A 25011-nucleotide genomic window follows, 5' to 3' on the forward strand; every position below is an offset into this window, starting at 1 on the left:
CAGGGGGGACGGCACGGGGACGCCCACCGGCACCCGCACGGCGCCCACCACCCGCCGGTACGGCTGTGGCTCACTGCCGCCGCCGGGGGCGTCGCGATGGTGGCGGCGTACTTCCTGCTCCCCCTGAACAGCCTGGGGCCGCGGCACCCCCAGCTCAGCTGGGCGCTCTTCATGGCCGCCCTGGTGCTGGTCGCGGTCCTGCTGCTGCGCCACATCCGCGATGTCCTGGTGAACCGGCCGGGCGCCCGCCCCGGGATGGCGATCCCGTTGCTGATGTGCCTGTCCGTCCTGGTCTTCGCGGCCGGGTACTTCGTCCTCGCCAAGCAGCCGGGCCAGTTCAGCGGGCTGCGGACCAGGGTCGACGCGCTGTACTTCACGATCGTCACGCTGGCGACCGTCGGCTACGGGGACATCACCCCGGTAAGCCAGACCGCCCGGCTGGTGGACATCCTCCAGATCGTCTACAGCTTTGTCTTCCTCACCGCCGCCGCGACCGCGCTCACCCAGCGGCTGCGGTACCAGCTCGGCGAACGCTCCCGATCGGGCCCGCACTCCTCCGGCCGGGACCCGAAGCCCTGACCCGAGGCCCCTGACCGGGGGCGGCGTTCAGCGGGAGCGCCGTCGGCGGCGTTCCAGCAGGAGGACGAGGACGAGGGCCGCCGCCATGAAGGCGAGGACGTCGAAGGCGGCCGAGGCGGCGGTCAGCCAGCCCGCGTCGTCGCCGTCGGCCGCGGTCGTGGCGGTGAACAGGCCGCCGACGCCCTTGATCAGGGCATAGCCCCCGTAGACGGAGACGGCCGCGGCGAGGCCGACCGGCAGCGTGAGCACGATCGCCGCCAGGTAGTAGTGGCCGTCCGCCCGCACACCGCCGAGGACGGCCAGGACGCCGACCGCGCCGACGTACACGCACTCCAGCGCCCGACGGCCGGCCGATCCCGGCCCGGACCCGACACCCTCGCTCAGGCTCATGGCGCTCCCCCTCGCTCACCTCGATGGTCCCACGCCCGCCCGCACACGGACCCGCCCTCACGGGAACCGAAGCGGGAAAGGACGGCCGCTCAGCCCCGCGGCGCCTCCACCTCGTCCCGTACGGTCCTGGCCGCCGCGACCAGGTTCTCCAGCGACGCCCGTGTCTCGGGCCAGCCGCGGGTCTTGAGGCCGCAGTCGGGGTTGACCCACAGCCGCTCGGCGGGGATGCCCTCAAGTCCGTTGCGCAGCAGGGCCGTCACCTCGTGCGTGTCGGGCACGCGCGGGGAGTGGATGTCGTAGACGCCGGGTCCGACCTCGCGGGGGTAGCCGTGGGCGGCGAGTTCGTGGGCGACCTGCATGTGGGAGCGGGCGGCTTCCAGGCTGATGACGTCGGCGTCGAGGTCGTCGATTGCCTGCACGATGTCGCCGAACTCGGCGTAGCACATGTGCGTGTGGATCTGGGTGTCCGCGCGTACCCCGCCGGTGGCGAGCCGGAACGCCTCGGTGGCCCAGGCGAGGTACGCGGGCCGGTCGGCGGCGCGCAGGGGCAGGGTTTCGCGCAGGGCGGGTTCGTCGACCTGGATGACGGCGGTGCCTGCGGCCTCCAGGTCGGCGACCTCGTCGCGCAGCGCGAGGGCGACCTGCCGGGCGGTGTCGGCGAGCGGCTGGTCGTCGCGGACGAAGGACCAGGCGAGCATGGTGACAGGCCCGGTGAGCATGCCCTTGACCGGGCGGTCGGTGAGCGATTGTGCGTAGGAGGTCCAGCGGACCGTCATGGGCTCGGGGCGGGAGATGTCCCCGGCCAGGATCGGCGGGCGGACGTAGCGGGTGCCGTAGGACTGGACCCACCCGTGCCGGGTGGCGAGGTAGCCGGTGAGCTGTTCGGCGAAGTACTGGACCATGTCGCTGCGTTCGGGCTCGCCGTGCACCAGGACGTCCAGCCCGGTCTTCTCCTGGAAGGAGACGACCTCGGCGATCTCGGCGGCGATCCGCTCCTCGTACCCGGCGGTGTCGATCCGCCCGGCCCGCAGGTCGGCGCGGGCGGCGCGCAGGTCGCCGGTCTGCGGGAAGGAGCCGATGGTCGTGGTCGGCAGCAGTGGCAGCCCCAGGCGGGCGCGCTGGGCGGTGGCGCGTTCGGCGTACGGCTGCGGCCTGCGGGTCTCCGCCTCGGTGACGGCGGCGGCGCGGGCCCGTACGGCGGGGTCGCGGGTGAGCGCGGAGGCCGTACGGGAGGCGAGGTCCGCGCGGTTGGCGGCGAGCCGGGCGGCGACGGTGTCGGCGCCCTGGGCGAGCCCCTGGGCCAGCGTGACGACCTCGGCGGTCTTCTGCCGGGCGAAGGCCAGCCAGCGGGCGACCTGCGGGTCGAGCCCGCTCTCCGCGCCGAGGTCGAGCGGCACGTGCAGCAGCGAGCACGACGGCGCCACGTCCACCCGGCCGGCCAGGCCCAGCAGGGTGGCCAGCGTGGACAGCGACTTCTCCAGGTCGTTGATCCAGATGTTGCGGCCGTCCACGACGCCCGCGACCAGGCGCTTGCCGGGCAGCCCGCCGACGGCGGCGAGGTCGTCGAGATTGGCGGCGGCCGGGCCGGTGAAGTCCAGCGCCAGGCCCTCGACGGGGGCCTTGGCCAGCACCGGCAGCGCCTCGCCCAGCCGGTCGAAATAGGACGCCACCAGCAGCTTCGGCCGGTCGGTGAGCGCCCCCAGATCGCCGTAGACGCGCGCCACGGCGTCCAGCACGGCAGGCGGCTGGTCCTGGACAAGCGCGGGCTCGTCCAACTGCGCCCACTGCGCGCCCGCGGCCCGCAGATCGGCCAGCACCTCGGCGTAGACCGGCAGCAGCCGGTCCAGCAGGGTCAGCGGCCGGAAGTCCGGGTCGACGCCGGGCGCGGGCTTGGCGAGCAGCAGATACGTGACCGGGCCGACCAGCACCGGACGCGCGTGCAGCCCCAGTGCCAGCGCCTCGGTCAGCTCGCCGACCTGCTTGGACGGGTCGGCGGTGAAGACGGTGCCGGGGCCCAACTCGGGGACGAGGTAGTGGTAGTTGGTGTCGAACCACTTGGTCATCTCCAGCGGCGCCACCTCCTGCGTACCGCGGGCCATCGCGAAGTAGCCGTCCAGCGGGTCGGCCGCGACCGCGGCTCGGTGCCGGGCGGGCACGGCACCGACCATGACGGTGGTGTCCAGGACATGGTCGTAGTACGAGAAGTCGCCGGTGGGCAGCTCATCGACCCCGGCGTCGGCCAGCTGCCGCCAGTTGGCGCGGCGCAGCTCGGCCGCGGTCTCCCGGAGGGCGTCGGCGGTGACCCGGCCCTTCCAGTACCCCTCGATGGCCTTCTTCAGCTCCCGGTGCCGCCCCTGGCGGGGGTAACCGTGCACGGTGGCGTACGAGGGGGTGGGAGGAGCGGGTCGATCGGCCACGGAACTCTCCTTCGCGGTTCGCGGTACGGCCCGAGGGGTCGGGCGAAGGGGGGACACGGCCGGCGGCGCCCGGCTCCGTACGCGCCCGCCCGAGTCCGCCGCCGACCCGCCCACGAGGTCCACGAGATCACCGCGCGCGGGGAACCGCACGCGGACAGCGGCACGCGGACGGCGGCGGGTGGGCGGCGGCGGGTGGGCGGGCTCCCGGGCACATCCGGTACGGTCGCCCGCCGTCGCCCGGGCGCGTACTCGTGGGCCCGCCCCTGTCCGGCACCCCGCCCGCTGTCACACTCGGGGCGAGCGACAAGGGTCACATCCGCGGGTGTGACGATCCACGGCCTGCCGGACACCTACGGAACATGAGCAACGACGAAGCGTTCGCCGCTGCCTATCGCGAGCACTACTGGGCGGTCAGCCGCTTCGTGGCTCGGCGACTGGACAGTCGGGCGGACGAGGTCGAGGAAGTGGTGGCGGAGGTGTTCACCGTCGCCTGGCGGCGCCGGTCGGACCTGCCGTCCTCGCCCCTGCCCTGGCTGTACGGCGTCGCCCGCAAGTGCCTGGCGAACACCGTGCGCGGCCAGGGCCGCCGCCGGCGCCTGCTGGACCGGCTGCGCGGTGACACGGCCGGGCACGGCCGCCGGATCGCGGCCGGCCCCGACGCCGAGCCGCCGGGCTCCTGGGTGCACGACGCCCTGGCCCGGCTCTCCCCGGCCGACCGGGAGGTGCTGCGGCTCACCGCCTGGGAGGACCTGACCGTTGAGGAGGTCGCGGTCGTCCTCGGCTGCGGCAGCGGGGCCGCGGCGATGCGACTGCACCGGGCGCGCGGCCGGCTGCGCGCCGAGATCGACCGCATGCGGGGGTACGAGGCCGCGCCCGGCCCCTTCCGCAGCGACCACCCGGAGGTCCAGGGCCATGGCTGACGAACTCGAACTGCTCCGCGCGGCCGACCCCGTGCGCTCCGACGACTCCCGCTGGGGCGACCGCCCGCTGGACGCGGCCGCGGAACTGCGGCTGCGCCGGCTCACCGGCGGCGCCGATCGGCGGCCCCCGGCCGTACGTCCGCCCGCCGCCGGGGTCTTCCGTACGGTCCCGGCCCGGCGGCTGGTCTGGGCAGCGGTGGCGGCCGGGGTCGCGGCCGTGACCGCGCTGGCGCTGACGACGGCCGGGCCGGGCGCTGTCCCGGCTGTCGGGGCGCCGGCGCCCCTGGCGCTTGTGTCCGCCGGCGCCCCGACGCTGGACCGGCTCGCCGACCTGGCCGCGGCTGCCGCGAAGGACGGCTCGGCGCCGCTGGTCCAGGGCAGCCATGTGCAGTCGTGGAGCCTCGGGATGACCTCGGGGCCGGACGCCACCGAGCCGATCACCCTCCCCGAGGAGCGGATCGTCCGTTGGCTGCCCGATGCCCGTCACATGGAACTGGTCGTGGCGACCGACCCGCGGCACCCGGGGAAGCCGGTACTCGCCGACGGGGACGACGGCCCGCGCATGGTCGAGGACGGCCACGTCATCAGCCGGCAGACGTTCCCGCCGATGTGGAGCGACGCCCCGCCGATGGCCCGGCCTCCGCACGACCCGGCCCGGCTGCTGGCCTATCTGGACGAGGTGGATCGCGGCGCCGACCGGGACACCCCGACGCTGCTGGACGCGGTGAGCACGCTGCTGGACAACTGGACGCTGGGCGCCCGGGAGTCCGCCGCGCTGGTCCGGGTGCTGGCGGAAACGCCGGGGCTCAAGCCGGCCGGCCGGGTCACCGACCGCCTCGGCCGCCCGGGGCTCGCCTATGTGTACGCCACGCCGGACGTCCACGAGATGGTGATCCTGGCCCCCTCGTCCGGCACTGTCCTCGGCCTGGAGACGACGGCCGCGCGGGACGACCCGGACGTCCGGGTGTCGGCGGGCGACGTGATGTCGTACAGCGCCTGGATGCGGTGAGGGACGGATGTACGTCCGCCGGGCGGACAACGGCTCCGGTGGACGTACGGGCCACTCCGACCACGACTCCGCTGGACGTACGGCCCCCCGCGGACGGCCGGATTCCGGGGGTCCGTACGGTGGTCGGTGAGCCGCCGTGCCCGTGCGGCCCCCGCCGGCGGAAGGACCATCGACCGACATGAGCCACACGCCCGCCGCGCTCGCCACCGCCGTCGTCTTCGTCTGGCTCGGGATGATCCTGGCCATCTCGTTCCTGGAGGCGCCGCTGAAGTTCCGCGCGCCCGGGGTGACGATTCCGATCGGGCTCGGCATCGGGCGGCTGGTCTTCCGCGCGCTCAACGCGGTGGAGGCCGTGTTCGCCGTCGTCGTGATCGTGGCGGTGTGCGTGGGCCGGCCGCCGGTGTCGGTGAGTGTGCTGACCGCGGTGGTCTCGGTGGTGCTGGCCGCGCAGCTCATGGCGATCCGGCCGGTGCTCAACCGCCGTTCCGACCGGGTGCTCGCGGGGGAGAACCCGCCGCAGTCGCGGGCGCATCTGCTCTACATCGGCGCCGAAGGGGTCAAGACGGTGGCGCTGCTGGCGCTGGGGATCCGCGTACTCGCCGCGTAGGCGGTCGCCCCGGGCCGGCCGGGGCTTTGTTCGGCCGGGGTTCGTCGGCCCTCCGCGCGGACCGGCCGCCGGAATGCCGAACGGGCCGTCGGCCAGGGAAAAGGCCGACGGCCCGCGGTGGGGCAAGAAGGATCAGACCGCGATCAGCTGTTGCCCGCGCCGTTGCCCGAGAGCACCGGGATGTTGCTCAGGATGTGCGAGAGCGGCTCGTCACCCTTCGACTGGGTGGAGTTCTCGGCGCACTGCTGGTTCTGCGGCGAGGCCAGGACGTTGACGTCCTGGACGGTGATCGGGATGAGACCGATCAGGGAGCCGACGTTGGCCTTGACCGGCAGACCGATGCAGGGCTTGTTCAGGGTGCCCTGGATCAGGCCGATCTGGGGGCTCTGGGTGCCGCCGGTGTGGGTGTTGCCGTAGTTCTGCTCGGCGCCGTTGCCGTTCACCGTGGTGGTGCCCTCGTCGTTCCCGATGGCCATGGCCTGCGGGGCGGCGGTGGCACCGACAGCGACGACCGACGCGGCGAGAGCAGCACCGGCGAGCATCTTCTTGATCATGGTTGTCCCTTTTTTGTTGCTTAATCGCACGGTTCTGGAAGGTCAGAGCGATCTGATCAACCGCTCAGACGGGGTTTGGTTCCGGTGATTCACCCCGATGGGGGAGTGTCCGGACCGGCGTTGCCGTCGAGAGCGGGCGCGGCCGGGGGCGACGGCGGTCAGCCGCCGAGCGGCAGCCCGCCACCGAGGAGGCCCCCGAGCGGAAGACCGCCACCGAGCAGCGAGCCGACCGGCAGGCCGCCCAGCAAGGAGGTGACCGGGGTCGCACCGGTCAGGTCGGACGCCGCGGGCAGCGCGCCCTGGGTGGCGCCGGTCAGCGCGGACGTCGCGGGCAGCGCGCTCTGGGCCGCGCTGGTCGCCGGGGTGAGCAGCGTGCCGGCCTGGGTGCCCCGGAGGTGGTCGGTGGCCGTGTCGACGGCGTCCAGCAGTGTGTCGGCGTGCGCGGCGCCGGTCACCTTCTGCAGCGGCTGCTCGTTCAGGGCCTGGTCCACGCCGCCGTTGATGCTCGTGGGCATCGTCGACATGTTGTCGACGGAGACGGGGGCGCTCATGTCGTCGGCAAAGGCGGGCGCGGCCATGCCGACCGCCATCACGGAACCGGCCATGAGCGCTGCAACCTTCGAGTACTTCACTTGCCACCCTTTCAGTAGCTGACGCCGCAGACCGACGCCGAAGTCTGTCGCCAGTAACAACGACGGACGACAGCCGCGGAAACGAGAAGTACGCCGCACGGCGGACAATCACCCGAAAGTGCGGAAAGGAAGCGTAATTCTCGTACTAATGGCGGGACCGCGGCTTCCCCGGGCCCGCGGTCACTTTTTCAGCGCACCGCCCCGGGGCGCGGAGCGCTCCGGGGCGGTAGCCGATCAGGACCTCGCGGCCCGACAGCTCAATGTCACTTGTTGACGCAGACGTTGCCGAACGCCGGGTTCAGCAGCGCGATGATGTCGATGCTGTTGCCACACAGGTTGATCGGAATGTGAATGGGGACCTGCACGACATTGCCGGACAGCACACCGGGCGAACCGATGGCGGCACCGCCGGCACCGGCGTCGGCGAACGCGGGGGTGGCCGCGCCCAGCGCGAAGAGAGCACCGACGGCGACCGCAGCGACCTTCGTGAACTTCACGGTTTCTCCTTTTCCGGAGCGGTGCCTGGCGCCGTCACGACCCTCGTGCCGACCGGCCACGTATTCCCGTGTCCGCGCGCACCGCTACAAAGGGAGCTAACGACCGCTGATGACGCGAGGCAACTCCTGGCCCTCCGCAGCGGGAAGTATCCACCCGAATGGACCGCGAACAGCGGAACGCCGATAAATAATCGTCCGCGGCGAATTCTTGGCCCGAATGGCGGCGGCCCCGGCCGGCCGACAACGCGTCGGCGGGCGGGGCCGCGCGGGACCGCGGTGGAGCTCCGGCTCAGCGGTTGGCGGCGCCGTTGCCGGACAGGATCGGGATGTTGTCCAGGAGGTGCGAGAGCGGCTCGTCGCCCTTGGCCTGCGTGGAGTTCTCGGTGCACTGCTGGTTCTGCGGCGAGGACAGCACATTGATGTCCTGGACGCTGATCGGCACGAGGCCGATGAGCGAGCCCAGGTTGGCCTTGGCGGGCAGCGCGATGCAGGGCTTGTTGAGCGAGCCCGCGATCAGCGCGAACTGCGGGCTCATGTAGCCGCTGGTGTACGTGTTGCCGTAGTTCTGCTGGGAACCGTTGCCGTTGGCGGTGGTGGTTCCCTGGCTGTCGCCGATGGCCATCGCCTGCGGCGCGACCGTCGCGGAGACACCCGCGATGGAGGCGGCGACAGCGGCCGTGGCGAGGATCTTCTTGATCACGGTTGGTCCTTCTGGAGAGTGATTGCCCCGGTACCAGGGCCGCCCTGCCCAACAGTGCGACGCCGCGTTGGTAATGAAGCTTCACCCGAATGGATACGAGTGGGGCGCCACGCGGCACACATCGGGCGCGGAAGTGTGGCGTACGCGCCCGCCTTGACGCTCCGTCAACGGCGGTCATGTGATCGTCATAAGAAATCTCGACCGGCATAAGGGCCGCGCGTCCTGCGTGATTTACGCCCATTCGTCTGTCAGCGTGCATTTCTGATTCGTGGGGATTACCTGACAGGACGGTTTTCGTCGACCGCGCGGCCCGTTGGTCATCACCGGTGGCGCGGCACCGCGGACCGTACGTGCTCCGGCTGCCCCAGGTCGTCGAGAGAGAGAACGGCGCGCGATGCCGCAACACCAGTACGGGCTCGACGGGTTGACGGTGCTGCACCTGACGCAGCCCGTCGAGGGCGGCGTCGCCCGTGTCGTCACGGACCTGGTACGCGCCCAGGTGCGGGCGGGTGCCCGGGTCGTCGTCGGCTGCCCGGCGGAGGGCTCCCTGCCGCGGGCCGCCGCGGAGTCGGGCGCCGAGGTCGTACGGTGGGCCGCCCGCCGCTCCCCCGGCCCCGGGCTCGTCCGCGAGGTCAGGGCCGCCGCCCGGCTGATCCGCGCCGCCCGGCCCGACCTGCTCCATCTGCACAGCTCGAAGGCGGGTCTCGCGGGTCGGCTGGCCGCCCGCGGCCGCCTGCCCACGGTCTTCCAGCCGCACGCCTGGTCGTACGAGGCCGCGAGCGGGCTCACCGCGAAGGCGGCCGTGCGGTGGGAGCGGGGCGCCGCGCGCTGGGCGGACCGGGTGCTGTGCGTCAGCGACGCGGAGCGCTCCTCCGGGGAGCGGCACGGGGTGCGGGCCGCGTGGGCGGTGCTGCCCAACGGTGTCGACACCGTCCGCTTCACCCCGCCGGTCCGCCGGGACGGCGTACGGGCCGCGCTTCCCGCGCTGTCCGACCTCGGACCCGGCACACCGCTGGTCGTCTGTGTCGGCAGGCTCTGCCCGCAGAAGGGCCAGGACGTGCTGCTGCGCGCCTGGCCCGAGGTCGGCGCGCGGCTGCCCGAGGCCCGGCTGGTGCTCGTCGGAGACGGGCCCGACCACCGGCGGCTGCTGGCGGACGCGCCCGAGGGCGTACTGCTCGCCGGGGCCGCGCGGGACCCGCTGCCCTGGTACCGGGCGGCCGATGTCGTGGTGCAGCCGTCCCGCTGGGAGGGGATGGCGCTGGCGCCGCTGGAGGCCATGGCGTGCGGGCGGCCGGTCGTGCTCACGGATGTCGGCGGGGCGCGGGAGTGCGTGCCGCCCGCGGACGTGGCCGGGTGCGTGGTGCCGGTCGGCGATCCGGCGGCGCTCGCCGGGGCGCTGCTGCGGCTGCTGACCGATCCGGCGCGGCGGGCGGCGGCCGGGCTGCGGGCGCTCGCGCGGGTACGGGACCGGCACGACGTACGGGCGACGGCGGGGGCCGTGACCGCGCTCTACGGTGAGCTGCTCGCGCTTCCCGCGCCCTCGCCGGAGCCCGAGCCCCAGGCCGACGGCGGCCGGAGGTCCCCCCGGTGACCCGCCCGCCCACCGGCCACCCCCCCTCCATCACCCCACCCCGCCCCCACGCCGACGACGCGAACGCGCCCGGCGGGCTCCCGTGCCCCGAGCCCACCGACCTGGCCACCACCTCGGGAACCCGCCCCCACGCGAGCGACACCCCAACGCCCCCGAACGCCCCCGCAGGCGAGACGGCTGCCGACAGAACCACGAATAGCCCGGCGGCCCACCCCGCGAGGTCTGCCCCCGTATCCCCACCGCGCCCTCATACGGATGACGCGGGCCCGGCGGCCGAAACCGCCGTCGCCACCCCGTCCGCCAGCACGGCCGCCGACCCGGCGGCCCCCGCCGAGGTTTCCGCGCCCCGCACCCGCGCGAGCAGCGCCGCGACCGTTCCCAGCGCCATCGCCGTATCCCCAGCGCGCGCCCACGCGAGCGACACCCCAACGCCCCCGAACGCCCCCGCAGGCGAGACGGCTGCCGACAGAGCCGCGCACGGCCCAGCGGCCAACCCCGCCGGCCCTACTGCCGTATCCCCACCGCGCACGCACGCGGATGACGCGGGCCCGTCGGCCGAAACCGCCGTCACAACCCCGTCCGCCAGCACGGCCATCGGCCCGATGGGGGGATCTGGGACCCGCGCCCACGTAACCGGCCCGGCGGCCGTCGGCGCCGTAGCCGCGCCGCGCGGCGCTGGGAGCGGGGGCACGGGCCCGGCGGGGGGTCCCGCCGATGTCGCTGCGCCGCGAGGCGGCGGTCGGGGCTGGGGAGTGGTGGGGGCCGATGTCGGGGGTGGGGTGGCGGGGTTGGCCCTGGCGGAGCCGCGAGGTGGGGTGGTGCTCGCCGGGGCGCTGCTCGGCGTTCTGCTGCTCGCGCACCGCGCGGCCGGGCCGCACCGGCCGGCCCCCGCGCCCTCCGCGCTCGCCGAACTGCCCCTCCTCGTCTCCCGGACCGTACTCGTCTGGGGCCTCGCCGCCGCGGCCGTCGCCGCGACCGCGCCGGGCGACGCGCTCGGCTGGAGCGACCTGCTCGGCGCGGTCGCGCTGACCGCGCTCACCACCGTCGCCCTGCGCGCCCTCGCGTACCGGCTCCGCCGGCCCACCGCCGCGCTGATTGTGGGCAGCGGCCCGGCGGCCCGCCGGATCACCGCCGTGCTCCGCGCCCACCCGGAGTACGGCCTGCGACCGGCGGCCGGCCCCGACGCCGCCCGTTGCGCCCTCGTCGCCGGACCCGCCGCCGCGCTCGACGCCCGGTCGGCCGCGACCGTACGCGCACTGGCCGCGCGCGGGTGCCCGGTGTGGGAGGTCGGCGCGGAAGGCGCCCCCGTATCGGGCCCCCACCACCTGTGGGGCTACGCGTGCCGCCCGCTTCCCGGGGAGCCGTACCCCGCCGCGCCGGCCGCCCGCCGGGCGAAGCGCGCGCTCGACGCCGTCGTCGCGGCCACCGCGCTGCTCGCGCTCGCGCCCGTGCTCGCCGCCTGCGCGCTGGCCGTACGGCTCGCGGACGGCCCCGGCGTGATCTTCCGGCAGGAACGCGTCGGGCTGGGTGGACGGCCGTTCACGCTGCTGAAGTTCCGTACGCTGCGCCCCGGGGACGTGCACGAGGCCGCGACCCTGTGGAGCATCGCGCACGACAAACGGATGAGCGCGGCCGGCCGGCTGCTGCGGCGTACGTCCCTGGACGAGCTGCCGCAGCTGTGGAACGTGCTGCGCGGCGACATGAGCCTGGTCGGTCCGCGCCCCGAACGCCCGCACTTCGTCGAGCAGTTCAGCGACGTCCACCCCGGCTACCGGGACCGGCACCGGATGCCGGCCGGTATCACCGGGCTCGCGCAGGTGCACGGGCTGCGCGGCGACACCTCGATCGCCGACCGCGCCCGCTTCGACAACCACTACATCGACACGTGGACGCTGTCGCAGGACATCGCGATCCTGCTGCGCACGGCCCTCGCCCTCTTCCGGCTCGGCGGCAGCTGATGGCACTCGCCGCGACCGCCGCGACCCGGAAGCCGACGCGGCCCCATCGACTGACACCAGCTCAATTCAGCTGGCTCGCACCCCTGTTACCCGCCCTCGCCACCGTCCTGCTGCTGGCCGCACCCGTCGCCCCCGGCGACGTCCGCGCGTCCGGCAAGGTCACCCCGGCGGACGCCGCCTCGGCCGTCCTCGTACTGACCTGCGCGGTCCGTCTGCTGCGCGACCGCCGCCGCCCGCTCACCCCGGCGGCCGCCGCCGTACTCGGCGCTCCCCTGATCGGCTTCGCGGTCGCCGCCGTCACCTCGGCCGACCCGGCCGCCGGCCTCGCCGGATTCCTGCGCTACGCCCAGGTGTTCGTGCTCGTGCCCGCCGCGCTCGTACTGCTGCTGCGCGACCGGCGGGACTTCGCGGTGGTCGCCGGGGCGCTGGTCGTACTCGCCCTCGTCCAGGGCGGCGTGGGCGTGTGGCAGTACGCGACCGGCACCGGCGCCTCGTACATGGGCGAGGACATCCGCGCGGTCGGCACGTTCGGGCCCTCCGACATCATGGGCATGGCCACGGTCGTCGCGTACGGCCTGGTGATCGCGGTCGGCCGCGCGCTGGCACCCGGCCCGCGCCGCCCGAGGCTGGCCGCGCTCGGCTGCGCCGCCGTGCTGGCCGTACCGCTCACCGTGTCGTTCAGCCGGGGTACGTGGATCGCCACGGCCGTCGCGTGCGCGGCGATGACCGTACTGGCGGGGCGGCGGCAGGCGGTACGGGTCTTCGGCGTGCTCGCCGCGTGCGCGGTCCTGCTGGTCGGCGGGGTCGGCGTGGGCTCGCACCTGATCGGCGACCGGCTGGCGAGCATCACCCGCGTCACCGACGCCCCCGACCCCTCGGTCACCGACCGGTACGCCCTGTGGTCCGCCGCCCTGTCGATGTGGCGCGAGCACCCGGTCACCGGCGTCGGCCTCAAGCGCTTCCCCGACGAACGCGACGCGCACGCCTCCCTCGCGCTGTCCTCGGGCAGCGACACGGCGGGCGCGGGCCAGGCGTTCACCCGCGAACCGCTGCTGTCGCCGCACGACATGTATCTGCTGACGCTCTCCGAACAGGGCCTGCTGGGCTGTGTGCTGCTCACCGGCTGCTGGGCGGCGGGCCTGGTCGCGGGTACGGGCCGGCTGCTGCGTGTCCGCCGGGGGAACGCCGACCACGGCGACGGGAGCGCCGGCGCCACCGGGCTCGCGGCCGTCGGCCTCCTGCTGTGGAGCTGCGTCGACTTCCTCTACGCCGACATCGGCGGCCCCTGCACCGTGCTGACCGCGGTGGTCCTGGGACTGGCCGCCTGGTGGGCGCTCGACCCGGCGCGGGAGCGGTCCCGATGACCGCCGCGTACGAGGCTGTGCCGCCGGGGAACTCCCGCATCCGCAAAGCCCCCCGGCGGCACGGCCTCGCGCGGGCCGCCGGGGTGACGGCCGCGCTGTCCGCGGCCGGGTCGGGCCTCGGGCTGGTGCGCGACCAGGCCATCGCGCACCTCTTCGGGGCCGGGGCCGAGAGCGACGCGTTCCTGGTGGCCTGGACGGTGCCGGAGATGGCCGCGACCGTGCTGATCGAGGACGCGATGGCGCTGCTGATGGTCCCCGCGTTCAGCGCGGTGCTGGCCAGGGGGGCGGCGCGCGGCGGTGTACGCGGCCTGGTCCGGGGTACGTTGCCGCGGCTGCTGGTGCTGCTCGGGGTGCTGACCGCCGGGTTGGTGGCGGGGGCACCGTATGTCGTGCGGGTGCTGGCCCCCGGTCTGGCCGATCCGCGCGCGGCGGTGGACTGCACCCGGCTGACCGCGTTCACCGTGCTCACGTTCGGCGTCGCGGGTTATCTCAGCGCGGCGCTGCGGGCGCACCGCCGCTTCCTGCCTCCCGGCGCGATCTATGTGGCGTACAACGTGGGGATCGTCGCCACCCTCCTGGTCCTGCACGACCGCTTCGGCGTACGGACGGCGGCCGCCGGGGTCGCGGTGGGCGGCGCCCTCATGATCGCGGTCCAACTCCCCTCCTTCACCCGCATCCTGCGCCACGGCCCCGGCACCCTGGCAGGCGTCGAGCGAGCGCCCGACGCCACGCTTCCCGCGCCCACCACCGACGAACAACCGGCCCTCCCGACACCGGAACCCGCCCCCGGGCCGGCACCCCGACCCACCACTGCCGGCGGCTGCCCGCCGCCCCGACCGCAGCCGCCCACCCCCGCGCTACCCGTGCCCACCACGGGCGAGGGCCCGGCGGCCGCCGCCCAGGGCAGCCCGACGACCGCCGCGGCAGCCGTACCCCCGGCCACCGCCGGTGAGGCAGTACCCCGACTCACCACCGACAGCGGCCACCCCCCGACCCCGCCGCAGCCGCATGCCCCCGCGCTACCCGCCCCCACCGCACGCGCCGCGGCAACCACCACCGCACAAGGTCGCGAAGACGCCGCCGCAGGCGAGGGACCGGCGGCCGCCGGAGCCCGGCCGTGGACGGCCACCCCCGCAGGGGAGCAGCCGACGACCTCGGCACCAGAGCCCACCGCCGCAGGCGAGGGACCGGCGGCCGCCGGAGCCCGGCCACCGGTGGCCGCCACCACGCCGCTCACGCCCGCCGCAGGCGGGCCCGTGGGCGTTGGAGTTCAGCGCCAGGCGCTGGGCCTGGCGCTGGTCGCTCCTGTCGTGCTGTTCACGCTCGGCCGCCAGGCCCAAGTGCTGCTGGAGCGGTACTTCGCCTCCCCCCTCCCCGCGGGAGCGATCTCGCACCTCAACTACGCCCAGAAAGTCGCCCAGTTGCCGATGGCGCTGTCGCTGATGATCTGCACGGTCACCTTCCCCGTCGTCTCGCGCGCGCTCGCCGAGGGCGACCGGGAGCGAGCCGGGAAGCGGGTCGAGCGGGACCTCGCGCTCGCCTGTCTGGTCGTGCTGCTCGGCACCGCGTACGTCGTCGCGTGCGCCCCGCAGATCGTCCATGTGCTCTTCCAGCGCGGGGAGTTCGACGCCGCCGACACCGCCGCGACGGCCCGGGTGATGCGGGTGTACGCGCTGGGCCTGCTCGGCCAGAGCCTCGTGGGCGCGCTGGTCAGACCGTACTTCTCGGCGGCCCGCCCGACCTGGTACCCGGCCGCCGCGATGGCCGTCGGCCTGCTGGTCACCGGCGTGGTGGACGCCACCGCGACCGGCCCGTGGGGGGTGTACGGGATCGCCGCGGGCAACGCGGGCGGCATCACCGTCACCGCCGCGCTGCTGCTGCGCGGGCTCGGGTCCCGCAGCGTCGCCGTACGGGCCCGCGCGGTCGCCCCCGGCCTGGCCCGCACCGTGCTGGCCGCCGCCGTCGCGGCCGCCGCCGGGTGGGCGCTGACCACGCGGGTGCCCGACCCGCTGACCGCCGCGCTGGCCTGCGGGCTGGCCGTACCCGCCGCGTTCGCCGCCGCGGCCGCGGCCGTACGCGCGCCCGAAGTCCCGTATCTGCTCGCCACCGTGACACGAAGGGCTCGCCCATGACCGCAGACCTCGTCACCACCGGAGCGACCCCCCGCGCCGCGCGCCGCGCGCCCTGGACGCTGATGTACCACTCGGTGGGCGACCCGAGGAACGACCCCTACCAGGTCACCGTCAGCCCCGACCGGCTCTCCCGGCATCTGCGCTGGCTCAGCCGCCGGGGGCTGAACGGCGTCAGCATGCGCGAACTGCTCGCCGCCCGCGCCGAGGGCCGGGCCGGTCGGCTGGTCGGGCTGACCTTCGACGACGGCTACGCCGACTTCCTGGAGACCGCGCTGCCGCTGCTGCACCAACTCGGCCACACGGCAACGGTGTTCGTGCTGCCCGGGCGGCTCGGCGGCACCAACACCTGGGACGAGGAGGGCCCGCGCCGGTCGCTGCTCACCGCGGACGGCATCCGGCAGGCCCGCGCGGCCGGCATGGAGATCGGCTGCCACGGCCTGGCCCACCGCGATCTCACCGCCCTGGACGACGCCGCGCTGACCGCCGAAGTCGCCCACAGCCGCCAGCTGTTGACCGAGATCACCGGCGCGGTACCGGGCGGCTTCTGCTACCCGTACGGCGCCGTCGACCCCCGGGTCCTGCTCGCCGTGCGCCGGGCCGGATACGCCTACGCCTGCGCGGTGGACCCGGGCCCGCTCGCGGGACTGCACGCCCTGCCCCGCACCTACGCGGGTGAGCGCGACAGCTCCGCCCGCCTGCACGTCAAACGCTTCCTGCACCGCATTCGCCGCACCGAACTCACGGCACTCCCAGGAGAGATCGCATGAAGGTACTGCACATCATCACCGGACTCGGGGTCGGCGGGGCCGAGCGGCAGTTGCGGCTGCTGCTGCGGCACCTGACCGCCGACTGCGAGGTCGTCACGCTCACCAACCCCGGCCCGCTGGCCGACGCGATCCGCGAGGACGGTGTCCCGGTCACCCACCTCGGGATGCGCGGCAACCGCGATCTGAGCGCGCTGCCCCGGCTCACCTCCCTGATCCGCTCCGGGCGTTACGACCTCGTGCACACCCACCTCTACCGCGCCTGCGTGTACGGGCGGCCCGCCGCGCGGCTGGCCGGGGTGCGCGCGGTCGTCGCCACCGAGCACTCGCTCGGCGCCACGCAGATCGAGGGACGTCCGCTGAGCTTCGGCACCCGGGCCCTGTACCGGGCGACCGAACGGCTCGGCAAGGGCACCCTCGCGGTCTCCCCGACCGTCGCCCACCGCCTCGACGAGTGGGGCGTCCCCTCGCCGCGCGTGCATCTCGTGCCCAACGGCGTCGAGCCGTCGCACCTCCGCTTCGACCCGGCCGTCCGCGCCGAGACGCGTGACCGGCTCGGCATCCCCCGGGACGCCTTCGTGGTCGGCGGGGTGGGCCGCCAGGTCCCCGGCAAGAACTTCGACACCCTGATCCGCGCGGTGGCCGGTTCCCCCGACACCCATCTGCTGCTGGTGGGCGACGGGCCCGAGCGGTTCGGGCTGCTGCGGCTGATCCACCAGCTGCGGCTGGCCTCGCGGGTCCATCTGACCGAGGGCGAGGTGCCCGGACTCCTCGCCGCCATGGACCTGTTCGTGTCCCTCTCGACGGAGGAGGCGTTCGGCGTCGCCGTCGTCGAGGCGCTGGCGGCCGGGCTGCCCGCGCTGTACACGGCCTGCCCCGCCGTGGAGGACCTGGCGTCCGAGGAGGCTCCCGGGGCGCGTCGGATCACCCGGGAGGAGCTGGCCGCCGTCCTCCGCGAGGAGCGGCTGGCCGGACCGCGCCGGCTGCCGGTGCCCGCCGCCGTCGAGCGGTACGACATCGCCCGTACGGCCGAGCGCGTGATGGCGCTGTACGCGCAGGCCACCGAGCGGCGGCGGTGGTTCCGCCGTACGCCGGCGGCGAGCGCGGCGGGGGCCTCGGCCGGAGCGCTGCCGGCCGCGCGGGACGCCCAGCAGAACGGCGCCGTACCCGCGCCCGCCGCCCCTTCCGCATCCGCTTCTGTCGCCGCGCAGGCCACCGGGCCCGCCGCGTCGGCCGCGCCCGCCGAGAAGTGAGCGGGCACATGGACGAGATCCGCGACCCCGGCGGGCCCGCTCCCCGCCGACGCGTGCCGCCGTGGCTGCCGCTGCCACTCGGCATCGCGATCGGGCTGCTCGGCGGGCTGGGCTACGGCCTGACGGCGACCCCGATGTACTCCGCGACCAGCTATGTGATGGTCGTACCGAAACAGGCGGGCGACTCCGCGACCGCCCTCGGCTTCGCCCAGGCGTACGGCCGGGTCGCCACGGCGTCCGCCGTACTCGCGGGCGCCCAGGGCTCGGCCCGCACCTCCGCCGCGGTGCTCAAGGGCCATGTGCGGACGGAGACGTCCCCCGACGCGCCGATGATCGCGGTGACCGGCACGGCGACGCGCGGGACGACCGCGGCCCGCATCGCCAACGCCGTCGCCCGCTCGCTCACCGCGACCGGTGACCGCGACGCGGCGAGCACCGGCGTACGCCTGCTGGTCTTCGCGCCCGCCGACCCGCCCGCTTCCCCCGCCTCGCCGTCCGCCGCCCTGTCCGGCGCGGTCGGCGCGAGCGCGGGCGGCCTGCTGGGCGCGCTGGCGCTGCTCGTACGGCCGAAGGAACGGCGGTACGAGCGGGAGGCGGCGGCCGTACCGGCTCCGGTACGGTCCGAACCCGCCCGGGCGGCGGTGTGACCTCCGCGGCGCCCTCCCGGCCGGTGCCCGTACGGGCCGCCCCCGCGCTGTCGGTCGGCGTCTGCCGCGACCCGCGGGAGTTCGCCGCCCTCGCCCCACAGTGGGCCGCGCTGATGAGCCGCTGCCCGGCGGCGACACCCTTCCAGAGCCACGCGTGGCTGCACTCCTGGTGGCTGTCGTACGGCGTCCCCGGCCGGCTGCGGCTGGTGCTGGTCCGCCGCGGCCCCCGCCTGGTCGCGGCGGCCGCGCTGACCCTCGTGTACCGCCCGCTGCCGGTGCTCGTCCCGCTCGGCGGCGACATCACCGACTACACCGACGTGCTGATCGACGCCGACGACACCGGGGAGGCGACCGCCGCACTGGCCCTCGGGGTACGGCGGGCGGCGCGCGGCGCGCTGGTCGATCTGCGCGAGGTGCGGCCGGGCGCGGCGGCCGAGCGGCTGTACGACGTCTGGCGCGGGCCGAAGCGGCGGCTCGCGGACTCGGTGTGCCTGGAGCTGCCGGGCCTGCCGATGGAGCGGCTGATCGCCAGGGTCGGCAGCTCACGCGGCCAGCGGATCCGCTCCGACCTGCGGAAACTGGCCGCCGCCGGTATCGAGGAGCACGAGGCCGCGCCGCACGAGGTACCGGCCGCCGTGGCGACGATGCTGCGGCTGCACCGGGCGCAGTGGCAGGGCCGCGGGGTGACGCCCGAGCATGTACGGCCGAGGTTCGCCGCGCATCTGACCCGTGCCGCGCGGCTGATGGTGGCCTCGGGGGAGGCGGTGGTCACGGAGTTCCGCCGGGGCGGCGAGGTGGTCGCGGCGAATCTGGTCGTGCTCTCGCCGGGCCTCGCGGGCGGCTATCTCTTCGGCGCCCACCCCGGTCTGCGCGCGGCGAAGGTCGATGTCACCACGCTGCTGATGCGGCACGGCGTACGGCACGCGGCGGGCGGCGGCCGTTCCGCGCTGAGCCTGCTGCGCGGCGCGGAACCGTACAAGTCGCACTGGCGGCCGGAGCGTCGGGTCAACCAGCGCCTGCTGCTGGCCCGCCGCCCGCTCGCCCCCGTCCTCCGCACCTACGCCGCCCTGGCGACGGCCCGCACCCGCCTGACCTCCGCGGCGGCCCGCCGCCTCCCCGCCCTCCGCGCCTGGCACGCCCGCCTCAACGACCACCTCGCGCGCCCCGCGAGGGCCTGACGGACGCGGCACCGCGTCGGACGCGTCTGACCGACCGCCGCAACCGCCGGCCCCGACCCGGGCCCGAAGGCCGTGCCGACAGCGGCGGGCGAGGCGACCCGGCGGATCTGACGCAGCGCCGGACGACCACGTGCGGCAGGCGCGCCCCGGCAACCACCGGGCCGGGCCTCGGGCCCGAAGCCCGTGACCGGCGGAGTCACGGCCCGGTGGAACCGAGGTGCGCTGTCGCGGACCCACGCCGTGCCGCGCGAGGCGATCCGCCCGGCCCAGCGGGCCTGCCGCCTCACGCCGCACGGCCGGGCGTCACCAGGCGTTCGGGCCCGCCACCATGCGGGTCGCGCCGTTGAGCCGGTTGAAGAGGTTGGTCACGCCGATCATCAGGACGATCGCGGCGAGCTGTTCCTCGTCGTAGTGCGCGGCGGCCGCCGCCCAGATCTCGTCGGTGACGCCCGGCGCGCCGTCGGCGATCCGGGTCGCCGCCTCGGTGAGCGCGAGCGCGGCCCGCTCGGCGTCGGTGAAGTACGGCGCCTCACGCCAGGCCGCGACCGCGAAGAGCCGTTCGTCGCTCTCTCCGCCCTTTTTGGCGGCCCGCGCGCCCGCGTCGACGCACGCGCTGCACCCGTTGATCTGGCTGGCCCGCAGATGGACCAGCTCCAGCGTGGCCGACGCCACCCCACCCTTCGAGGTGGCCTTGTACAGGTCGAGGACCGCCGGCATCGCGCCGGGGACGATCTGCGCCGGGTTCTTCATACGTGCCTGCATCGTTGCTGCCCTCCGGGGCTCTCGTGTGTTCGCCTTGCACCTCACTGACCGATCCGGGCGGCGAAGTGTGACCGAAGGAAGGGAACGTTTTCGAAGAACTCTCTACGGGGTGGCCACCGGCGCCGCGGACTCCCTCGGCCGGAGCTCCACGCAGACCTGACCGCTGTCGTAGGTCACCTTGAGCGTGTCGGTGAGCTCCATCGGCACGCAGGACGCGGCGGACGCACCGGCCGGCGCGGCGCTCCCCGCACCCGTGACGGCCGGGGCCGAAGTCGGCGTTGGTGTCGGAGTCGGCGTCGGCGTGCCGCCCGGACTCGCGGCCGCCGCCGTACCCCCGGCGGGCGCGGTCTTCCGCGCGTACAGCAGCGCCCGGTACACCTGCGACGCCTTCGGGTTCTCCGTGCACTGGAGCACACCGTGCGGGCAGTAGTCGGTGAGCGTCTGGTAGAGCGGCCGGTGCGCGAAGATCCACTCCAGCATCAGGCTCATGTAGTCGGGGTCGTCGCCGTTCCTGAACAGCCCCCACTCCGGGTACGAGATCGGCTTCTTGTGCGCGGCCGCGAAGTCCACCTGCGCCTGGAGTCCGTACGGTTCGGTCACCTCGTCGAAGAAGGTCTCGCCGCGCGGCTGATCGTAGGAGTCCATGCCGATGACGTCGACGGAGGCGTCGCCCGGGTAGCACTCGGTCCAGGCGATGGCGTCCTGGCCGCGGTTCGGCGCGAAGTCGAAGCGGAAGTGCTGCCCGGGCACCGCCCGCATGGCGGTGACGATCCGCTTCCAGTACGTCTTCCAGTCCGCCGGATCGGGGCCGCAGCGATGGGTGTAGGTGGTGCCGTTCATCTCCCAGCCGAGCACGATCACCGTGTCGGGCACGCCCAGCTTCACCAGGCGGCGGGCGAGGGCCGTGAAGTGGGCGTCGTTCGCGCCGCGCGCGCCCGAGCGGATCCGGTCGCGCACCTCCTGGTCGGAGAGGTGGTCCTCGTTGTTCTGCTGCATCGGCACGTTGAGCACGAACATCCGGCCGGACGCGGCCCGGGTCCACTGCGCCCAGGGCTGGAGCAGTTCGTCGTCGCCCTCGATGCTCTCCCAGTTGTCGCCGGGCAGATAGGTGTGGCCGACCCGGACCTCGGTGCCGCCGAGCCAGGTCTGGAGCTCGGCCAGGCTCGCCACACCGTCGGCGCCCGAGTCGGTGAACGCGCCCAGCGGGGACAGCTCGCCCGCGAGCGGGACGGCGAAGAAGGGCGCGGACGCGGCCGGGTCGGCGGATCCAGAGGAAGCGGCCGTCGTCTCTTCGGAAGCGGAGTCGGCGACTGCGCCGGAGCCGGGCGTCGCCTCGTCGCCGAGCGCGGACGTCGCCGGGCCGGACAGCAGCAGGGCGGCCGCGACCGCTCCGAGGCCCGTTCTCGTCCACCACTGACGGCGGTCGGCCATCGTCGCTCCTCGATCAGTAGCACCGGCGCCGGAAAGACACCTCGTCCCGTTAAGTCATAACGTATGAAGAACTTATTCTCCGTATTCTCCTGCCGCCCGTGTGTCCGCACATGAATTCGACCGGGCGCGCCGCGCCGCGCATTGGCGGACAGCGAATTACCGCTACCCCGCTATTACCGGCAGGAAGCCCAGGGCGATATCACTCGGGCGGATGAATTTTCGGCTTACCCTCACTGATAATCCGCCGTTTCTCACCCCTACGGCTGCAAGATGAGCCGCGTCGACGACCGGCCGCGGGCGAATGGGAGAACTCGGACATGGTGACGCGCAGGAGAGTGCTCAGAACCGGCCTCACCACGGTGACCGCCGCGGCCGCTACGACGGCGGCGCTGTGGCCGATGCTCGCCGCCGGAGAGCCGGGCACCACGGCGACGGACACGGCATACACAGCGAACTCAGCGGACACAGCGGACGGCAAGGACGCCGGGGCCCCGGGGGCCGGGGCCGCTCAGACGCCGCCGGCGGACGGCACGGGCGCGGTGCTCTTCGACGAGGTCTATCGGGGACGCCGTATCCAGGGCTACGACTCGGCCGCGCCCAGCGGGGTGGAGATCCTCGTGGACGGACGTCCCCTTGAGGTCATGCGGCGGGTGGACGGCAGCCTGATCAGCATGGCCAACCACTACCAGCCGTACCCGACCCCGCGCGAAACCGCCCGGGCCGCGGTCGACGTGATCGGACGGGCCCCGCTGTCCGCGATCGCCCCGCACCACCACTGATCGACCGATGTCGAGGGGACCCGTCCGGTGTACACCCGTGTGAACCAGCGGAATCTGACCAGCGCCCAGCGCGCGCGGTTCGTCCAGGCCGTCCTGGAACTCAAGCGAAGGGGCGGGTACGACAAGTACGTCAGGCTGCACGGCCAGTACTTCGCCGCCGACGGCGAGACCGGACTGCGGGTGGCCCACATGGCGCCCACGTTCTTCCCCTGGCACCGGCAGTTCCTGCTCACCTTCGAGGGCGAACTGCGCGGTATCGACCCGCAGGTCACCGTCCCGTACTGGGACTGGACCCGGGACAGAGCGGCGGACTCACCGCTGTGGGACCCGGACTTCATGGGCGGCGACGGACGGGACCGCGACGGCCAGGTGACGACCGGCCCCTTCGCGTACCGGACCGGCGACTGGCCGATCGTCTACGGCGTCACCAACGAGCGCTATCTGACCCGGAACATCGGCCGCCCGGACCGGCCGATCGTGCTGCCGACGGCGGCCGAGCTGAACGACGCGCTGACGACGGCGGTCTACGACACCGCGCCGTGGAACTCCGGGCAGAACACGCGGGGCTTCCGCAACAAGATCGAGGGGTGGACGGTCAGCGACACCCAGGGCGGCTATCTGCACAACCGGGTGCATCAGTGGGTCGGCGGCCACATGATCGGCGGCACCTCACCGAACGATCCGGTGTTCTGGCTGCACCACGCCTTCATCGACCTGATCTGGGCCCGCTGGCAGCGGGCGCACCCCGGCTCCGGCTACCTGCCCGCCCGGCCGCTGTCGGCGGCGGACCCCCAGCACGGCCGGGTGATCAGCGCGGACGAGCCGATGCCGCCCTTCGACGTGAAGCCGTCGGAACTGTGGGACCACCGCAGGTTCTATACGTACGAGGAGGGCTGACGCCCGCGAAGGGAGCGAGCAGAAAGCCCGACCAAAAAACACGCGGGCTGACGCCCCAGCTCCCGCAGTGGGCGGTCGGGGCGCCGACCCGGCCTATCCCCGCCGGGGAGCGGCCGGGGCAGGGGAACGGCCTCCCGCACGCGAGGTGACGGGAGGCCGTACAGGCACCGGATCAGTACTGGGCACCGTTGTCGCCGCCACCGGCGCCGCCGAAACCGGTGGAGGAGTTCTCGCACTGGTTGCCGAACGCCGGGTTGAGCAGCCCGATAATGTCGATGGTGTTGCCGCAGAGGTTGATCGGAACGTGCACGGGAACCTGCAGGAGGTTGCCGGAGAGCACACCCGGCGAACCGACCGCGGCACCCGCGGCACCGGCGTCGGCAGCGGCCACACCGGCGCCACCGGCCAGAACGGCACCCGCGGCGGCGGTGATCGCCGCAGCCTTTGCGATACGCGACATCAAGATCTCCCTGAGACGAAACGACGAAACACAGCCGCAGGACCTGCGGCCTTTTGACGACCTGCGCAACGGGCCGAGTTCGCCGATGGTCACGCAAGTTGAGCTGAACCGGTGACGGCGTACCGGAATACGCCGTCACGGTGAACGGCCGCCCGTAATGGAATACCTGTGCGACCGGCGGACATAACCCTGAAGAACGTCGCGGCGGAAACACACGGGGGGCTCATGCGGGACATCTGACGGAAATCCGGTCGGACAACTCCACGAACGGGGGAATCCCGCGCCCTGCCGTCCCCCGGTGAGGTGACATCCGCCGGGAAAGGGGCCGCTCGGCCGTTAGGGTCCGGCCCATGAGCCAGACCAACACGGCGTCCGCGCCGTCACTCCAGAGCCGCCTGGGCACCCTCGTGGTGATCCCGTGGGCCGGCGCATACGAGGACGGCGCCGACATGCCGTTCCTGATGGCGTACTCGCTCGGCGACGGGGTGGACGGGCCCGAGGGGACGGGGGACGCGGTGACCGCCGCGGCCAAGGAGATCGGGCTGCCGGTGGGCGGCGCGATCCTGGAGATCGAGCACGCCCCGAAGGTACCGGTCAAGCTGCTCGTCGAGGGCGGCAAGGCGGTCCTCACCATGCCGTATCTGCATGTGACCTGCCCGGTCCCCGACCAGTGGACGGCGGCTGCCCGGGCGCGCGGCCGGGTGTACGTCATCCTCGCCTCCCGCCCCTGGCCCACGGCCGCCCCCGGCACGGAGGTCACCGAGGAGGCGCTGCGCGCGTTCGCCTCCGACGAGGACGTGCTGCGCTCGGCCGCGCACTGCCTGGTTCCGATCGGCTCGCTGAGGTAGCCACCGCGCGCCTCACGCCTCACGCCACACGCCGAAGGGCGTCCCCTCCCGCGCCGGGAGGGGACGCCCTTCGTACGGACGGCAACGGCCGCCGGTCAGCCGTTGACCAGCTCGTTCCCCGCGCTGACCGCGTCCGCCCCGGCCCGCACGGCCTTCTTGACGGCGGAGACCTTCTGGCTCACGCCGGTCTCCTGGAGCGCCCCGGAGGTGGCCGTCCCGGCCTGCTCCCCCGCGGCCTGTGCGGTCACCGCGGTACTGGTCAGCGTGCTGCTCAGGTCGGCGGCCTGTGCGACGGGTGCGGCGGCGGCCAGCAGGAAGGAACCGGCGGCGGCTGTGGTGAGGATTCGGCATACGTTCATGCCCGGCACAACGCCCCAACCCCCCGCGAGGGCACGCCTCACCCACCCTCCGTCACCCCGCGTCCACCCGGTTCACTCTTCGGGCGGCACCGAGGCCCCGCGAGGGCGCCACGGGGGTCCTACGGGGCCGCGCGGAGGGGCCGTACGGAGGCCGCGCAGACGGACGTACGGGGGCCGCGCGGCGGCGGTCCGGGACCCTGTTGCCCGTCCGTGACAACTACCGCACAGCGCGGCGACGTTGCCTCGGCACGCTGTACTCAGCGCAGTGTGCGCACCGCCGACA

Annotated in this window: 26 protein-coding genes; 15 read left to right on the top strand and 11 right to left on the bottom strand. The window is 74.3% G+C overall.

Annotation, left to right across the window (positions count from 1 at the left end):
• The first annotated feature begins 96 nt into the window (after positions 1–96).
• On the top strand, positions 97–579 hold the full coding sequence (locus OHA30_RS16075; RefSeq protein WP_328914526.1) for a potassium channel family protein: 483 nt from the start codon (positions 97–99) through the stop codon (positions 577–579).
• Between the two features lie 27 nt (positions 580–606).
• On the opposite strand, the gene OHA30_RS16080 is transcribed toward OHA30_RS16075, so the two are convergent.
• Together OHA30_RS16080 and metE are read right to left on the bottom strand one after the other, a co-directional pair.
• Positions 607–969: a hypothetical protein gene (locus tag OHA30_RS16080; protein WP_328914527.1), complete on the bottom strand. Its 363-nt coding sequence runs from the start codon at positions 967–969 to the stop codon at positions 607–609.
• Positions 970–1058: 89 nt separating this feature from the next.
• Complete coding sequence (metE, locus tag OHA30_RS16085) at positions 1059–3386, bottom strand: 5-methyltetrahydropteroyltriglutamate--homocysteine S-methyltransferase (protein ID WP_328914528.1); 2328 nt, start codon at positions 3384–3386, stop codon at positions 1059–1061.
• Positions 3387–3745: 359 nt separating this feature from the next.
• Here metE and OHA30_RS16090 point away from each other — a divergent pair, with 359 nt between their 5' ends.
• The 3 genes from OHA30_RS16090 to OHA30_RS16100 all read left to right on the top strand — a co-directional run bounded on the left by OHA30_RS16090 (position 3746) and on the right by OHA30_RS16100 (position 5922).
• The gene (locus OHA30_RS16090; protein ID WP_328914529.1) at positions 3746–4306 is read left to right on the top strand and encodes an RNA polymerase sigma factor; all 561 of its coding nucleotides are present in this window, start codon (positions 3746–3748) and stop codon (positions 4304–4306) included.
• Positions 4299–5315 carry a CU044_5270 family protein gene (locus OHA30_RS16095; RefSeq protein ID WP_328914530.1) on the top strand — a complete coding sequence of 339 codons (1017 nt, stop codon included), beginning with the start codon at positions 4299–4301 and terminating at the stop codon, positions 5313–5315. Before OHA30_RS16090 ends, OHA30_RS16095 begins: the two co-directional genes overlap by 8 nt.
• A 178-nt stretch (positions 5316–5493) precedes the next feature.
• A complete protein-coding gene (locus OHA30_RS16100; RefSeq protein WP_328914531.1) occupies positions 5494–5922 on the top strand; it encodes a hypothetical protein in 429 nt (142 codons plus the stop codon).
• 143 nt (positions 5923–6065) lie between these two features.
• On the opposite strand, the gene OHA30_RS16105 is transcribed toward OHA30_RS16100, so the two are convergent.
• The 4 genes from OHA30_RS16105 to OHA30_RS16120 all read right to left on the bottom strand — a co-directional run bounded on the left by OHA30_RS16105 (position 6066) and on the right by OHA30_RS16120 (position 8305).
• Positions 6066–6476 (bottom strand): rodlin, encoded by a 411-nt coding sequence (locus OHA30_RS16105; protein WP_328914532.1) that lies wholly within the window; start codon positions 6474–6476, stop codon positions 6066–6068.
• Positions 6477–6634: 158 nt separating this feature from the next.
• Complete coding sequence (locus tag OHA30_RS16110; protein WP_328914533.1) at positions 6635–7081, bottom strand: hypothetical protein; 447 nt, start codon at positions 7079–7081, stop codon at positions 6635–6637.
• Positions 7082–7371: 290 nt separating this feature from the next.
• Complete coding sequence (locus OHA30_RS16115) at positions 7372–7605, bottom strand: chaplin (RefSeq protein ID WP_328914534.1); 234 nt, start codon at positions 7603–7605, stop codon at positions 7372–7374.
• Between the two features lie 289 nt (positions 7606–7894).
• Positions 7895–8305, bottom strand: a complete 411-nt coding sequence (locus tag OHA30_RS16120) for a rodlin (RefSeq protein ID WP_328914535.1) — start codon at positions 8303–8305, stop codon at positions 7895–7897.
• Positions 8306–8699: 394 nt separating this feature from the next.
• Here OHA30_RS16120 and OHA30_RS16125 point away from each other — a divergent pair, with 394 nt between their 5' ends.
• Entirely contained in the window at positions 8700–9896 is a 1197-nt protein-coding gene (locus OHA30_RS16125) for a glycosyltransferase family 4 protein (protein WP_328914536.1), read from the top strand.
• Positions 9897–10143: 247 nt separating this feature from the next.
• Here OHA30_RS16125 and OHA30_RS16130 read toward each other — a convergent pair whose 3' ends face one another.
• A complete protein-coding gene (locus OHA30_RS16130) occupies positions 10144–10284 on the bottom strand; it encodes a hypothetical protein (RefSeq protein WP_328914537.1) in 141 nt (46 codons plus the stop codon).
• 400 nt (positions 10285–10684) lie between these two features.
• On the opposite strand from OHA30_RS16130, the gene OHA30_RS16135 reads away from it, so the two are divergent.
• Genes OHA30_RS16135 through OHA30_RS16165 form a run of 7 tightly spaced genes read left to right on the top strand, consistent with a single transcriptional unit; the run spans position 10685 to position 19192 of the window.
• The gene (locus OHA30_RS16135) at positions 10685–11854 is read left to right on the top strand and encodes a sugar transferase (protein WP_328914538.1); all 1170 of its coding nucleotides are present in this window, start codon (positions 10685–10687) and stop codon (positions 11852–11854) included.
• Positions 11854–13218 carry an O-antigen ligase family protein gene (locus tag OHA30_RS16140; RefSeq protein ID WP_328914539.1) on the top strand — a complete coding sequence of 455 codons (1365 nt, stop codon included), beginning with the start codon at positions 11854–11856 and terminating at the stop codon, positions 13216–13218. The genes OHA30_RS16135 and OHA30_RS16140 overlap by 1 nt, the downstream gene beginning before the upstream one ends.
• A complete protein-coding gene (locus tag OHA30_RS16145) occupies positions 13215–15350 on the top strand; it encodes a lipid II flippase MurJ (protein ID WP_328914540.1) in 2136 nt (711 codons plus the stop codon). Before OHA30_RS16140 ends, OHA30_RS16145 begins: the two co-directional genes overlap by 4 nt.
• Positions 15347–16117, top strand: coding sequence for a polysaccharide deacetylase family protein (locus OHA30_RS16150; RefSeq protein ID WP_328914541.1), 771 nt, complete (start codon positions 15347–15349; stop codon positions 16115–16117). Before OHA30_RS16145 ends, OHA30_RS16150 begins: the two co-directional genes overlap by 4 nt.
• A complete protein-coding gene (locus tag OHA30_RS16155; protein WP_328914542.1) occupies positions 16114–17367 on the top strand; it encodes a glycosyltransferase in 1254 nt (417 codons plus the stop codon). The genes OHA30_RS16150 and OHA30_RS16155 overlap by 4 nt, the downstream gene beginning before the upstream one ends.
• Positions 17368–17375: 8 nt before the next feature.
• Entirely contained in the window at positions 17376–18014 is a 639-nt protein-coding gene (locus OHA30_RS16160) for a lipopolysaccharide biosynthesis protein (RefSeq protein ID WP_328914543.1), read from the top strand.
• The gene (locus OHA30_RS16165) at positions 18011–19192 is read left to right on the top strand and encodes a GNAT family N-acetyltransferase (protein WP_328914544.1); all 1182 of its coding nucleotides are present in this window, start codon (positions 18011–18013) and stop codon (positions 19190–19192) included. The genes OHA30_RS16160 and OHA30_RS16165 overlap by 4 nt, the downstream gene beginning before the upstream one ends.
• Positions 19193–19495: 303 nt before the next feature.
• Here the strand turns inward: OHA30_RS16165 and OHA30_RS16170 are convergent, their stop codons facing one another.
• Positions 19496–19954, bottom strand: coding sequence for a carboxymuconolactone decarboxylase family protein (locus OHA30_RS16170; protein ID WP_328914545.1), 459 nt, complete (start codon positions 19952–19954; stop codon positions 19496–19498).
• A 102-nt stretch (positions 19955–20056) separates the two neighbouring features.
• Positions 20057–21385 (bottom strand): glycoside hydrolase family 26 protein, encoded by a 1329-nt coding sequence (locus OHA30_RS16175; RefSeq protein WP_328914546.1) that lies wholly within the window; start codon positions 21383–21385, stop codon positions 20057–20059.
• A gap of 335 nt (positions 21386–21720) precedes the next feature.
• Between OHA30_RS16175 and OHA30_RS16180 the strand changes: the two genes are divergently transcribed.
• Positions 21721–22164, top strand: a complete 444-nt coding sequence (locus OHA30_RS16180; protein ID WP_328914547.1) for a tyrosinase family oxidase copper chaperone — start codon at positions 21721–21723, stop codon at positions 22162–22164.
• A 27-nt stretch (positions 22165–22191) separates the two neighbouring features.
• The gene (locus tag OHA30_RS16185) at positions 22192–23061 is read left to right on the top strand and encodes a tyrosinase family protein (RefSeq protein WP_328914548.1); all 870 of its coding nucleotides are present in this window, start codon (positions 22192–22194) and stop codon (positions 23059–23061) included.
• A gap of 172 nt (positions 23062–23233) precedes the next feature.
• On the opposite strand, the gene OHA30_RS16190 is transcribed toward OHA30_RS16185, so the two are convergent.
• Positions 23234–23521 (bottom strand): chaplin, encoded by a 288-nt coding sequence (locus tag OHA30_RS16190; RefSeq protein ID WP_328917881.1) that lies wholly within the window; start codon positions 23519–23521, stop codon positions 23234–23236.
• A 350-nt stretch (positions 23522–23871) separates the two neighbouring features.
• On the opposite strand from OHA30_RS16190, the gene OHA30_RS16195 reads away from it, so the two are divergent.
• Positions 23872–24369, top strand: coding sequence for a DUF5949 family protein (locus tag OHA30_RS16195; RefSeq protein ID WP_328914549.1), 498 nt, complete (start codon positions 23872–23874; stop codon positions 24367–24369).
• 95 nt (positions 24370–24464) lie between these two features.
• On the opposite strand, the gene OHA30_RS16200 is transcribed toward OHA30_RS16195, so the two are convergent.
• Positions 24465–24728 (bottom strand): hypothetical protein, encoded by a 264-nt coding sequence (locus OHA30_RS16200; protein WP_328914550.1) that lies wholly within the window; start codon positions 24726–24728, stop codon positions 24465–24467.
• Between the last annotated feature and the right edge of the window lie 283 nt (positions 24729–25011).

Origin of the sequence: Streptomyces sp. NBC_00223, assembly GCF_036199905.1 — a bacterium.
GTDB lineage: Bacteria > Actinomycetota > Actinomycetes > Streptomycetales > Streptomycetaceae > Actinacidiphila.